Source organism: Chryseobacterium sp. SN22 (assembly GCF_008329705.1).
In the GTDB taxonomy this organism is placed as follows: Bacteria; Bacteroidota; Bacteroidia; order Flavobacteriales; family Weeksellaceae; genus Chryseobacterium.
In genome coordinates, this window is sequence record NZ_VTSX01000021.1 from 89363 (window position 1) to 101658 (window position 12296).

Here is a 12296-nt window from a genome sequence, read left to right on the forward strand (position 1 = left end):
AAAAACAAAATCATCTGAATGAGAATAGAAGACTTCATGCTGCCGTGCCCGATTAAAAAGTATTTCGGAATCGAATGCTTTGGCTGCGGAACACAGCGGGCTGTGGTCATGGTGTTTGAAGGAAGGTTTACGGAAGCGTTTCATATGTTTCCGGCAGTATATACCATATTGCTGTTCTTTGCCACCGTTGTTCTCAATTTTGTAGACAGGAAAAGAAATTACAGCAGTATATTGGTTTTTTTAGCCATATTTAATGCTATTGTTATGGTTATTTCCTATTTTTATAAACACTTATTTGTACACACCTTAAACTAAATCAAAATTATAAACTATGGATCAACAAAAATTACCCAACGCAACCGCCGTCTTAATCTTAGGAATCGTATCGATTGTAGGATGCTGCTGCTACGGGCTTCCCGGGCTTATTGCGGGAATTATTGCGCTTGTCTTAGCTAAAAAAGACGGCGAGCTGTACAGAAAGAACCCGGCACTGTATTCCAATTACAGCCAGCTGAATGCCGGTAAAATTATGGCAATCATCGGAATCGTACTCAGCGTATTGTACGTTATTTATGTCATCGTAATGCTTTCAACCGTCGGATGGGAGGCAATGAAAGACCCTCAGCTAATGCAGGAAAGGATGAGAGACCTGATGGGTCAGTAATCCGGATCGGAAATAAAAAAAGCCTTCTCCCAACTGGGGAAGGCTTTTTCATGTAAAAAATTTCAGATCTAAAAGATTAGCGGTAAGCATTAAATTTCCATGATCAAGCTTCCATCATCCATTCATTACTTTACAATAAATTTTAGCATCACTTCATCAAGCTTCAGAAGATAAAAGCCCTGTCCCAGGTTTTTAATCCTGATTGAATTCCTGCCGTTTTGAAAAGGCCGATCAATGGTCTGTACGGTTTTACCCTGAAGATTATAAATTTCTGCTTTTCTGATGTCCTGCGTTTCCCCTTTTACAAAAATTTCATTGCCTGAAACCGGATTATTGGAAATCTGTAATGAATTCTGATCCGGACCGGCTGCCGTATAAACATGCTGAATCTGCCGTGAAGTACCGGAATAGCACGTCCAGCTCAGGTTATCAATCGCTACCCGGTTGCTGGCCGAGTTATTTTCCAAAGCAATCACTACATTGCCTGAAATATTGATGTTATTGATGGTGGTCGTCGTTGTATTGGAATTGTAAGGGATTGTTCCAACGGTATTTCCGTTTACTTTTACATTAAATGTTCCGTTCGATCCTGTAAATTTCAGCTGCGTCGTTACGGTCAGGGATCCGATTCCGTTAGCAGAACTGCCGGAAGTTAAAGAGCCGTTTCTGATGGTAATGGCTTTTGAAGATAGGGTCTGGTCGGTCCGTGCATCGGTAGCCGTCCATGAAATGCCGTTATTCGTCCAGTTTCTCGTAAGGTACGAAGCCGAGCTTGCTGTTGGGATCGTTTCAAAGGTTTCACTGGCACAGCCCGTTGAGCTTGGTGGGGTGGTGGTGCCCGTACCTGAAGTAGATCCGGAGCCCCAGATCTGGTTTACGTAATTCGGGTTGTCGATAAAAGGATTCCGGTTGCCCTGGAAGGAGTAGGAGGCATTGTTCCGGTTGATTTCTGCCTGAGAAACGGGATCCTGGTTATGCCAGGCCAGCAGGACATTCAGTTCCCAGGTCTGTAATCCCGGAAAAGCGGAACTTCCCAGCATATTTCCGGAGGAGAAAGAGGAAAGCCTGCTCTGGTATCTGGTCACAAAATAAAAAATCATCCGGGCCACATCTCCTTTAAATTCGTCGATCGGCTCAAACACCGTTCCTGAATATCCCGAAGACGCGGAAGTTCCCAACCTGGAACCGTTTTTGGAAGTAAAGCTTGCAGTCCCCACTTTCCCGAAAGGATAATTGGAACGCATACCGTTTACTTTTCCATCGGTAGCCCGGATAAAATGAATATCCGAAACCATCGGGGAAGCTTGATTAAATAAACTCTGCGGAACCAGGTGCTCCCGGTTGTAGCAGTTTCCTTCCGTTGAATAGGTTCCGCACTGGTTGGTGACCGGCATAAATTTATACGGATCGGCTCCTGATGGCTTTTCGGAATAAATATCCATAATAGAACCGTCGTTTTCATAATTTTTATCGATGTCCGTTGTCTTATAGCCGGTCCACAGCCGTTATAACCTTTGTCCTGATGGCCGTTGGTAATGATGTTGCTCAAAGCCGTTTTCAGGGAAGCCCCTGAAAGACCGTTGGCCGAACTGTAATAGCCGGAAGGGGCCTGCGCACTGGCCAGACCCGAAGCCAGTATCAGAAGAAACAGTGAATTTTTCATATAAATATTTTAAGAAGTAAGATTACTATAAATCTATCAATAAAAAATTACGGAATTGTTAATTTTAATAGTCAGTGAATAATAATAAAATTTAAAATAATATAAGTATTGGTAAATAGAATATTAGTATATAGTATTTGATATTAATGCCCAGGTTGAAACCAAAAAGCCGATACAGCAATTTGTATCGGCTTTCTATATATCTGATTGGTTAAAATTTTATTTTCCCGGTTGTGGCGGGTAGTTTTTCATAATTTCCATCATGATCTCAGGAATCTGTTTCTGCTTGGCTTTCGGACGGTCTACGGAAATTCCGCTTCCTATCCCCTGCCAAACCAGTTTGTTTGATCTAGCGTCTACCATGTCGACAATAATGGCTCCTTCGTTGTAATTGCTGGTCCAGGTTCTGTTCATCCCGATTCCCCAGCCAAAAGGTCCGCCCCAGCCCCATGCACCGTACGGTGAAGTGGTGTTGATATCAGTCACTTTTTTATGATTGGCTTTTACATTAATAATCAGATCAGGATTTTCTCCGGCCTGAAGACCTTTTGCCTGAAGCTGTCTCGACAGCTCATTCAGAACACGGTCTTTATCAATATCATTCAGTTTAAGATCATCAATTCTCAGCTTGTAGGTTCGGTAGGTATTGAAATTAGCCGTACTTGCGTAATCGGAACGTACATTGAAAGGACTGCAAGACGTTAAACCCAAAGTAGCCGAAGCCAGCAGAATAAAAATATAGCGCTTCATTTTATTTATTTTTTTTATCGTTTTTAATAAATGTATCGGTCTTTTTATCGTATCCGTAAGGACAATGTCTACAGCCACTTTTACAGCAATGTCCTCTTTTTAGATGGAATTTTTCTGTAAAAACCTTATAACCCTGCTCGTTGTAGTAAAAGTCTTCACCTTCTTTGATGTCAAAAAGTGCCATAGGTTAAATCTCTAAGTAAAAAACTTTTATATTTGTTATTATGATAATTATATGCCAAAAGCCTTTAAAAAAATTAAAAATTAACGGCATTGCTCTTTTTCCTTTTATCTTCATTAGGAATCCCGAAGATAAGAAAAATAACGTATTGATCAACCACGAAAAAATCCACCTCAGGCAACAAATGGAAATGCTGGTTATTTTCTTTTATATCTTCTACGTTGTAGAGTATTACTATTGGCTGATGAAGTTGAAAGATGCAGATCAGGCCTACCTTCGGATTTCTTTTGAAAGGGAAGCGTATGCCAATGAACACAATCTTGATTATCTCAACGTAAGGAAGTTCTGGAGCTTCAGGAAATACCTTTAAAATTCAAAGTTTAAAATTCAATGATTAAAGTTTGTAGAATTTTCTGGTATTATTGCCATTTCATTAGTAACCAGACCTAATTTTTATACTATTCTTTAAGACAATGTTCAGGTTCCCTATGAGAAATCGTAGATCGATCCAGTCAATGACAAATTTTGTACTTACTATCATAAGCCTTACAACAATCAAAAAAAATCTGAGTCATCTGTAAAATCTGCGTGATATAAAAAACGGTTTCGAGAGCATATCTAACCTTTTAATAAGTGCTGAAACAGAGTTAATAAAATAAATACGATTCTTTATATACTGTTTTCTTATATGACACTGGAATTGTACCTGGTGATATTTTATAAGTAAAACGGCTCTGTGAATCTTTTCAGTAACATTGAAGGAAAATTTTCTTTGTAAACTTGGTGTTCAGCATAATTTTGCCCACAAGCTTACTATTAATTACTTTTTACATTCTATTGTTTTCAAGGAACGGGTATCCTGTGGCTGAGCGGAGCCGAAGCCAAGCCATGACCTGTACAAATCTGCGTAATCCGTGGGAGATTTTTTGTCATTAACTTCATTGAGTCTAAGATTGCCGGCAGAAATTTAAATCCGAATCTTCATGGCTATTATTTTTAAGTTTAGTTTAACGAATTTAGAAATTATCATTTAAAATAAATTCGGAAATTTGCATCTGATGAAACTTCCAGAAATACCTATTCCCATTATTGAAATTCCTACCGGAAAGAAGATAAAACTCTTTATGAAAAGGGAAGACCTCGTTCATCCTCAGATTTCAGGAAATAAGTACTGGAAGCTGTTTTTTAACGTCAACAATTATGTGGACCGTAACCTAGAAAAACCATACATCATTACTTTCGGAGGGGCTTTCTCCAATCACATCGCTGCCGTTTCCGCCGTAGGGAACATCGCCGGTATTCCGACGTTAGGACTCATCCGGGGTGAGGAACTGAAAGATAAATGGCGTGACAATCCTACCTTACTTTTTGCTGAGAAGAACGGGATGAACTTACAGTTTGTTACCCGGGAAGATTACCGGCATAAAGAAAAATTAACCGTTTTTTTGCAGAAAGAATTCCCTGATGCCCTGATTATTCCGGAAGGAGGGACCAATGCGGATGCCGTAGCAGGCGTAAAAATGATGCTGAATGACGAAACAAAAGATTTTGATTATCTTTGTACCGCAGTCGGAACCGGGGGTACGATTGCCGGGATTTCAAAATATTGTGAAGACAATCAGAAAGTTATAGGATTCAAGGTGGTTGATGATCATTCACTGGAAAACAGAATCCTGGAATTGACCCCGAAGAAGAATTTTAGTCTAATAGATTCAAGCTTTGGAGGTTATGGTAAAATAAGGGATGAAAATATCCGTTTTATCAATGATTTTAAAGAGAAACACAATATTCCTCTGGAGCCGATCTATACAGGAAAGATGATGCAGAAAGTATTTGAATTAATGGATGGTGGTTTTTTTCCTGAAGACAGTAGGATTTTGTGCTTTCATACCGGCGGATTGCAGGGAATCGAAGGGGCAAACCTGCTTTTGGAAAAACAGAACAGAACATTAATCGTATAAAGTAAAATTGGAAAACATGAAACACTTAGTGTTCCATCTTTCATTTTAAAACAAAAAAATTATAAGATGAAAAGACTTTTCACGCTGGTAAGCCTTTTAGTTTTATCAAAATTCTCAGCCCAGACCTGGGCTACTGAAGATCAGTACATCCAGAAATTTGCCAAATACGCAGTGGAGGAAATGGAAAAATACAGGATCCCTGCTTCCATCACCCTGGCGCAGGGGCTGCTGGAAACCGGAGGCGGGCAAAGCCGGCTGGCACTGGAAGGCAAAAACCATTTCGGGATCAAATGCAAGGAAGACTGGACCGGAAAGACCATGAAGCATACCGATGATGCCCCGAATGAGTGCTTCCGGGTTTATGATGACCCGAGGCAGTCTTATGAAGATCATTCGATCTTTTTATCGACAAGGAAGTACTACGCCAATCTTTTTAATTTGGATATGAAAGATTATAAAGCGTGGGCTACCGGATTGAAAAAAGCAGGATATGCTACCAATCCGCGCTATGCATCGATCCTGATCGGTAAAATCGAGCGTTACAAATTATATGAATTCGACAATACCAGTTCTAAAGAGGTATTGTATGCCGTTCTTAAAATGTATCCGGATCTGAAGAATGACGTAAGCTTCATGGCTCAGATGGATTCTGAAAAATATGTAAAAAAGGCTAAAGCACCGGTTACCGTTGAGGTTCCGTACAAGCAGACTTCCTACGCCCAGCAGCAGAAAAGGGTAGAGCGGATCAAGAGCCGGGCAGAGATGCTAAATACGATCCTTATTAAAAGCCATCCCAACGACGGCCTGAAATACATCATCATTCCTGAAGATACCAATGTTCAGTTTATTGCCAAAAAATTCAAGATCAGCGAAAGCAAGCTGATGAAATGGAACGAACTGGACAGTGATGTGCTGAAAAAAAACGAAATCGTCTTCCTTGAATCCAAAAATTCCGATGGGAATACGGCGACCTACAAAGCCGAACCCGGCGAAGACATGCATGACATTGCCCAGAAATTCGGAATCAAATTAAATAAGCTGTACGCCAAAAACAGAATGGATGAAGGCCAGAAACCGACACCGGGACAGCTGATCTATTTAATTGATAAAAAACCAAGAAATTAATTTTGTTGAACGGCGGCTGATTGTGAGTCATTAAAACTGAAAACAATCAATTTTCACCGATTAACCAACCACCACTAGATAATGAAGTACCAAAGAAGTTCGGCTTTATTTGATGAAGCCTACCAATACATTCCCGGCGGCGTAAATTCCCCGGTCCGTGCATTCAAATCCGTAGGAGGAGTGCCGGTTTTTATGAAGTCTGCAAAAGGAGCCTATCTTACCGATGCCGATGATAATACGTATATCGATTACATCAATTCGTGGGGACCGGCTATTCTCGGACACACCCATCCTGAAGTTCTGGAAGCATTAAAAATCCAGGCCGAAAAAGGCTTCTCTTTCGGTGCACCGACAGAGCTTGAAACGGAAATTGCAAAATTCATTACCGAAAATGTCCCGAACATCGACCAGATCAGAATGGTATCTTCAGGGACGGAAGCCTGTATGAGTGCCATCCGCTTGGCGAGAGGCTTTACCGGCAGAGATAAAATTGTAAAATTTGAAGGCTGTTACCACGGCCATTCGGACTCATTCCTGATTAAGGCGGGAAGCGGGGCCGCTACTTTCGGAAATCCCAACTCTCCGGGCGTAACAGCCGGTACGGCAAAAGATACTTTGCTGGCCAGATATAACGATATAGAGCAGGTCGAAGATTTATTCAGACATAATCAAGGCGAGATTGCAGCGGTGATTGTTGAGCCCGTTGCCGGAAATATGGGCTGTGTGCTTCCGGAAAACGAATTCCTTCAGAAACTGAGAACGATCTGTGATGAAAACGGTGCCCTGCTTATTTTTGATGAGGTTATGACCGGTTTCAGATTGTCCTTCGGAGGAGCACAGGAACTTTATAACGTGAAGGCGGATCTGGTAACTTACGGAAAAGTAATCGGCGGCGGACTTCCAGTAGGTGCTTTTGCGGGAAGAAACGAAATTATGGATTATTTAGCGCCGAAAGGGGCGGTCTACCAGGCAGGAACCTTAAGTGGAAATCCTTTGGCCATGAGGGCCGGACTGAAAACCCTGCAGCTGATCAAAAATGATCCTGAATTCTTCAACAGGCTTGATAAAACCACGGAAACGCTGGATTTTGAAATCGGTAAAATCCTGAATGAAAAAGGAATTGCCCATAAAATCAACAGAAAAGGATCGATGATGTCGGTATTCTTCCATACGAACAGGGTTTCTAATTTTGACGAAGCCCAGGAAGCCAACCATGCCTTATTTAATAATTTCTTCCACCAGATGCTGCAGAACGGGATTTATCTTCCGCCAAGCGGCTACGAAACCTATTTCATCAGCGATGCGATTAAAGATCAGGAAATCGATAGGACGCTGGAAGCGGTGAGGAAATTTGAGTATTCATAGGAATGTCAATTGTCAATTCCTTCGGGTGAATGGTGAATTTTTTATGTAATTTAAAAAATTGACTTGCGCGGCAAAATTGACGATTGACCATTCACGTATAAATAGAAAAACGCAGTATCTACTGCGTTTTTCTATTGTGTACATCATTTAATATCAAATTAATATTCATGAAATCCTGAAAGTTTTTGAACAGCTTATTTTTACGCCATAAAAAAACATTCAGGTCATGCATGCATAAAATAATTAAAACGGGGGAGTGGAAATATTCCGGAAATACGTATCTGCCAATCCTGCTGGTGAAGCAGGAGCCGGGGCATCCGTTATTCTTACAGTCAGGTGCTTTTCCATCAAACATAGCAAAAGACCATACCGTTTATTATCTGCATTTCGGAAAATATCTGATCGATGAAAAAGGTTATATCTCAGCGGACAGCAGTTCGCGTCCGTTTTTATCCGTACAGGAAGCAATAGGCTACGCTGAGCGAAATATTGAAATTCTGAATTGGAATATGGATCAATAAGAACAGCATCAGGAGTTAGAAGAATAAATTTTGGTAGTATTTACCGTAATTCGCTTATAGTTAATTTATTTTCAGTCGATTATTGAAATCAAAAATTAAATTCGGGTTGGTGGGCCCGGAATTTAAACAGATTTCCTATTTGTTTGGTATTAACCTATTTCATTCGATCATATACTTTTTGAAAGTGATGTTGGCAAAAGAAACTTTCGGCATTTATCATTCCTTTTCCAACCTGTTAATCCAATTTCTACCTTCGGTTTAACTTAAATAATTATCTTTCTTTCTTTCTTTCTTGTCTCTGTAGCTGATTTATATTTTTGAATTTTTTTCATTTCAGAAATAATGCGTCATGCTTTGTCGCATTGCTGATATAGCTTTGCCGGACAATGATTTTAATGGTAAATAGATATAATAAATCTTTGGATTGTGAGGTAAAAAGTATACTTTTGCAGGAATTATAAAAAAAATTAATAATTAATTACTAAGGACATGAAAAAACTCTACATGAGCGCATTTTTTCTGTGCATATCTCTGGGTATGTCTGCCCAGGAAGTGATTTGGCAGAAAGACATTAAATCTTCAACGCAGGATTTCTTAAGCAAGATTACGACATCGATTGACGGACAATACCTTATCACAGGAAGTTCAATCCACCCTTCGACAGGCTCAGGGACCACTCCTTCGAGAGCCTCAGGGACCACTCCTTCGACCCCTTCGAGAACCTCAGGGGCCGGCGCATCTTCAGCAGACAGCCCAAAACAAAACGCAGGATACGACTATCACCTGGTTAAATTAAACCAACAAGGAGAAAAAGTTTGGGAAAAATACTTCGCCGGGAAAAACCATGATTTTTTATCGGCCACGGTCAATACACAGGATGGGGGATTTTTAATTGCCGGAACTTCCTACAGCGGAAAAGGCCTGGATAAAAAGGAAGAATCCAAAGGAGGCAGTGATTTTTGGCTCATTAGAATCAACGAATTTGGAGATGAATTGTGGCAGAAAACCATTGGTACTGTGGTAGATGAAGAGGCAAGAGCAGTGATCCAGACCACGGACTTCGGTTTTTGTATTGCAGGTAATGTTCAGAATGCAGAGAAAGGCTACGGTTCAAAAGATATTGTAATTGTAAGATTAGATAAAAACGGAAAGGAAATCTCACAGCTTGTTTTAGGCGGAAGAGGATTGGACGAAGTAGAGAAAATGATTCCGACCATTGATGGCGGAGCTTTATTAGGCATCTATTCCAGAAGCGGTGCCTATAATATAAATGATAACCGGCAGAATACCGGCCCGGCATCCTCCAAAATCAATGATCATTCATCAATCATCAATTATGCTAAGACAACACCTAATTACGGAGAGGGCGATTTCTATTTGGTTAAGCTTTCAAAAGATGGCAAGGTAGAATGGGAAAAGAATTACGGCGGAAAAGGCGATGATCATCTAAGAACCCTGGCCATGACTTCTACCGGATACGTAATCGGCGGCGAATCCAGATCGGAAAGATCCGGGAATAAAACCGTGGGCATCGAAGAAGGAACAGACCTTTGGCTCATCTCGGTAAATTCTAAAGGCGAAGAAATCTGGCAAAAATCCTACAATTTCAAGAACCGGGATGTCCTGATGGGCATGAGTGTGGTAAAGTCCGCGGATGATAAAAATACGAAAGGGATTTTGCTGGGCGGCTATACGCAGGCGGAGGGAAAAATCGAAACGGATGATGAAAAGTTCTGGATGCTGTACCTGGACCAGAACGGCAATGAGCAGTGGAGAAAGCATGTGAAAGGAGAATCCAGCAAAAAGGAAGAAAGGCTATCGGATATTAAACTGAACCGTGACGGCTCGATCATTTTGGCCGGAACCAGTGCCGAGGAACTGGGCAAAGAGAACTGGAAGATCGTAAAGCTGGGTGATCAACAGATCGATCAATTGATCGAGAAGCAGGATATTAAGATCTACCCGAACCCGGTATCAGATTATGCGTATGTGGAAATCGGAATGGATGACGGCCCTTCGAGAGCCTCAGGGGCCGGTTTTTCCGCGGAGATTACGGTCTACGATATGGGCGGAAGGCAGCTTCAGAGCATCAGAACAAAAAACAAAGTAACCAAAATTAATACTCAGCCACTGGTTCAGGGGGCTTACCTGGTATCGGTGAAGACGGATGGTGGGAAAACGGCGAGTGGGAAATTGATTAAAAAATAAAATTATTGAAAATGATCAAGAAAATAAATGTATTATTTTTCATACACGTATTTATACTGTATTTAACCCAAACAAAACCACCAGAAAGTTATTCTTTGATTAGAGGTGTTAATGAAAATATTAATATGAATTCTGGTACAATTAATTTGGATATTCCACTTTTTGAAGTTACTGAAGGAAAATTCAGATTAAATAACAAACTATCGTATGAGTCAAGGGGGTTTGTTCCTCATATAACACCAGGTTATGTTGGGCTTAACTGGAGTATGATCCAGTTTGGGAAAATTACTAGGGAACCTCATAGAATTGATTTAACAACTGTAAATGAACTTAATTCTGGTGCTGCTCTTAATGGTATAAGAGGTTTTAGAATATTGCCAGCTTATAGTGGATATATGAACTATCAAAAATATGACTGTTTAACAACAAAAGTTGATGCTGACAAGATATCAATATTTAATCATAATGTTAATATTGAGCCAAAATCATATATTCCAAACTCCTCAAGTTTTTATGCTAATGATTATATAAGTTTTGAACCAGATAAGTTTTATTTTAATTTTATGGGATATAATGGTTATTTTGTTATGGATAATAATGGGAAAATTATTGTATATTCTGAAAATACTTCGTTAAAGATCGATGTTGCTAATTTTGGTTTTCATAATATTTTTGAAAATCTTAATTTTTCTGAAATTAAGATAACAGACGATAAAGGTAATCAATATTTTTTTGGTGGAGGAGTTGAAACATTAGATATCAATTATAGTTTTAATAATGTTAGTTATGAATCATGGCATCCTGAATATGGACAGTGGACAGGCGCAGCTAATACAAAAACAAATTATATTGATTCTTGGTCTTTAAAAAAAATAATACTCAATGATGGAAGTGAAGTCACTGCTTATTACCAACCTGTAAATCTCACTATACTTAATAATTACAGAAATAATGGAGGTACAGGACGTGAATTATATGTTGATAGCGATTATAACCGTGATGCAAATTTTCCTTCAAAACAAAATATTATAAATAATAACCTAACTACCGAACTGGTTGAAAATTATACAGAATATATTCATGAAACACCAGTCCCAAACACCTATTTATCGCTTTATACCTACACAGAAGTGTCAACATTAACAAAAAAAGCTGTTTTAGACAGTATAAAATATGGTAATATTAATATTGATTACAAATATGATTTAACTACTAATCCTTTAGAAATTTCTGGCAAATATTTAAAAGAGATTAATATTAAAAGGAATAATTTACTTATAAAAAAAGTAAATCTTGATTATAATAATTATGGTGCTACGAATCAAAGAACATTTCTTACTGGCGTAAGAAATAATTTAGGAGAAAATTACACTATGGATTATTATAATATTGATGACTTTCCAAAATATATTAAAGCTCAATCAAATGACTTAGGATTTTGGAATGGTGATATGCGAAATTACGGTTACGCTGCGTCAGATATTGGTCCTTATGCGATTCCAGCTCCGGATAACTTTACAGCATTTGATACTGGACTTTTAAAAAAGATAATTTATCCGACTAAAGGAAATACAAGCTATATATATGAATATGGAACGTTTTCAAAAATAAATAAATATAATCAACAATTTGAAACCATTCAGTTAGCAAATGAAACTGGAACCGTAAATAGTCCAAGAATATTAAAAAAGATTGAAAATGATAATCACCAAAACTTAGAAACTATATATAGTTATCAAAATAATGATAATTCTAGTTCTGGAATTTTAGAAGGCTCAGAGAAATATCAAGTTTTTACAGGTTCGTATGCAAAGAGTAATAGTAATTTAAACCCAAACTTGAATAGTCTGAATTCTCT

The 12296-nt window shown here is 39.0% G+C and carries 12 protein-coding genes; 9 read left to right on the forward strand and 3 right to left on the reverse strand.

All coding sequences use genetic code 11. From position 1 onward, the window contains the following. Positions 1–18 precede the first annotated feature (18 nt). Entirely contained in the window at positions 19–315 is a 297-nt protein-coding gene (locus FY557_RS14900; RefSeq protein WP_149248036.1) for a DUF2752 domain-containing protein, read from the forward strand. 16 nt (positions 316–331) lie between these two features. Next, complete coding sequence (locus tag FY557_RS14905) at positions 332–664, forward strand: CCC motif membrane protein (RefSeq protein WP_146942895.1); 333 nt, start codon at positions 332–334, stop codon at positions 662–664. A gap of 125 nt (positions 665–789) precedes the next feature. On the opposite strand, the gene FY557_RS14910 is transcribed toward FY557_RS14905, so the two are convergent. From FY557_RS14910 to FY557_RS14920, 3 genes are all read right to left on the reverse strand, one after another. Next, positions 790–2106 carry an endonuclease gene (locus FY557_RS14910; protein WP_262713545.1) on the reverse strand — a complete coding sequence of 439 codons (1317 nt, stop codon included), beginning with the start codon at positions 2104–2106 and terminating at the stop codon, positions 790–792. Between the two features lie 440 nt (positions 2107–2546). Next, positions 2547–3077: a DUF4136 domain-containing protein gene (locus tag FY557_RS14915; protein ID WP_146942899.1), complete on the reverse strand. Its 531-nt coding sequence runs from the start codon at positions 3075–3077 to the stop codon at positions 2547–2549. A 1-nt stretch (position 3078) separates the two neighbouring features. Next, complete coding sequence (locus tag FY557_RS14920; protein WP_029294953.1) at positions 3079–3261, reverse strand: DUF5522 domain-containing protein; 183 nt, start codon at positions 3259–3261, stop codon at positions 3079–3081. A gap of 40 nt (positions 3262–3301) precedes the next feature. Here FY557_RS14920 and FY557_RS14925 point away from each other — a divergent pair, with 40 nt between their 5' ends. The 7 genes from FY557_RS14925 to FY557_RS14955 form a co-directional block, all read left to right on the forward strand. Next, positions 3302–3628, forward strand: coding sequence for a hypothetical protein (locus FY557_RS14925; RefSeq protein WP_149248037.1), 327 nt, complete (start codon positions 3302–3304; stop codon positions 3626–3628). A gap of 688 nt (positions 3629–4316) precedes the next feature. Further along, positions 4317–5219 carry a 1-aminocyclopropane-1-carboxylate deaminase/D-cysteine desulfhydrase gene (locus tag FY557_RS14930; RefSeq protein ID WP_149248038.1) on the forward strand — a complete coding sequence of 301 codons (903 nt, stop codon included), beginning with the start codon at positions 4317–4319 and terminating at the stop codon, positions 5217–5219. 66 nt (positions 5220–5285) lie between these two features. Beyond that, a complete protein-coding gene (locus FY557_RS14935) occupies positions 5286–6344 on the forward strand; it encodes a glucosaminidase domain-containing protein (RefSeq protein WP_149248039.1) in 1059 nt (352 codons plus the stop codon). A gap of 81 nt (positions 6345–6425) precedes the next feature. After that, positions 6426–7709: a glutamate-1-semialdehyde 2,1-aminomutase gene (gene hemL / locus FY557_RS14940; protein WP_149248040.1), complete on the forward strand. Its 1284-nt coding sequence runs from the start codon at positions 6426–6428 to the stop codon at positions 7707–7709. Positions 7710–7939: 230 nt separating this feature from the next. Next, the gene (locus tag FY557_RS14945; RefSeq protein ID WP_149248041.1) at positions 7940–8230 is read left to right on the forward strand and encodes a hypothetical protein; all 291 of its coding nucleotides are present in this window, start codon (positions 7940–7942) and stop codon (positions 8228–8230) included. Between the two features lie 489 nt (positions 8231–8719). After that, positions 8720–10438, forward strand: coding sequence for a T9SS type A sorting domain-containing protein (locus tag FY557_RS14950; RefSeq protein ID WP_149248042.1), 1719 nt, complete (start codon positions 8720–8722; stop codon positions 10436–10438). Between the two features lie 11 nt (positions 10439–10449). Continuing rightward, positions 10450–12296, forward strand: a 1847-nt coding sequence (locus tag FY557_RS14955) for a hypothetical protein (RefSeq protein WP_149248043.1), incomplete at its 3' end; no start/stop codon positions are given.

Excerpts from the sequence above, each read along its gene's own strand:
- FY557_RS14900 (WP_149248036.1), top strand. The coding sequence starts at position 19 with ATGAGAATAGAAGACTTCATGCTGCCGTGCCCGATTAAAAAGTATTTC.
- FY557_RS14905 (WP_146942895.1), top strand. The coding sequence starts at position 332 with ATGGATCAACAAAAATTACCCAACGCAACCGCCGTCTTAATCTTAGGA.
- FY557_RS14910 (WP_262713545.1), bottom strand. The coding sequence starts at position 2,106 with ATGGATATTTATTCCGAAAAGCCATCAGGAGCCGATCCGTATAAATTT.
- FY557_RS14915 (WP_146942899.1), bottom strand. The coding sequence starts at position 3,077 with ATGAAGCGCTATATTTTTATTCTGCTGGCTTCGGCTACTTTGGGTTTA.
- FY557_RS14920 (WP_029294953.1), bottom strand. The coding sequence starts at position 3,261 with ATGGCACTTTTTGACATCAAAGAAGGTGAAGACTTTTACTACAACGAG.
- FY557_RS14925 (WP_149248037.1), top strand. The coding sequence starts at position 3,302 with ATGATAATTATATGCCAAAAGCCTTTAAAAAAATTAAAAATTAACGGC.
- FY557_RS14930 (WP_149248038.1), top strand. The coding sequence starts at position 4,317 with ATGAAACTTCCAGAAATACCTATTCCCATTATTGAAATTCCTACCGGA.
- FY557_RS14935 (WP_149248039.1), top strand. The coding sequence starts at position 5,286 with ATGAAAAGACTTTTCACGCTGGTAAGCCTTTTAGTTTTATCAAAATTC.
- hemL (WP_149248040.1), top strand. The coding sequence starts at position 6,426 with ATGAAGTACCAAAGAAGTTCGGCTTTATTTGATGAAGCCTACCAATAC.
- FY557_RS14945 (WP_149248041.1), top strand. The coding sequence starts at position 7,940 with ATGCATAAAATAATTAAAACGGGGGAGTGGAAATATTCCGGAAATACG.
- FY557_RS14950 (WP_149248042.1), top strand. The coding sequence starts at position 8,720 with ATGAAAAAACTCTACATGAGCGCATTTTTTCTGTGCATATCTCTGGGT.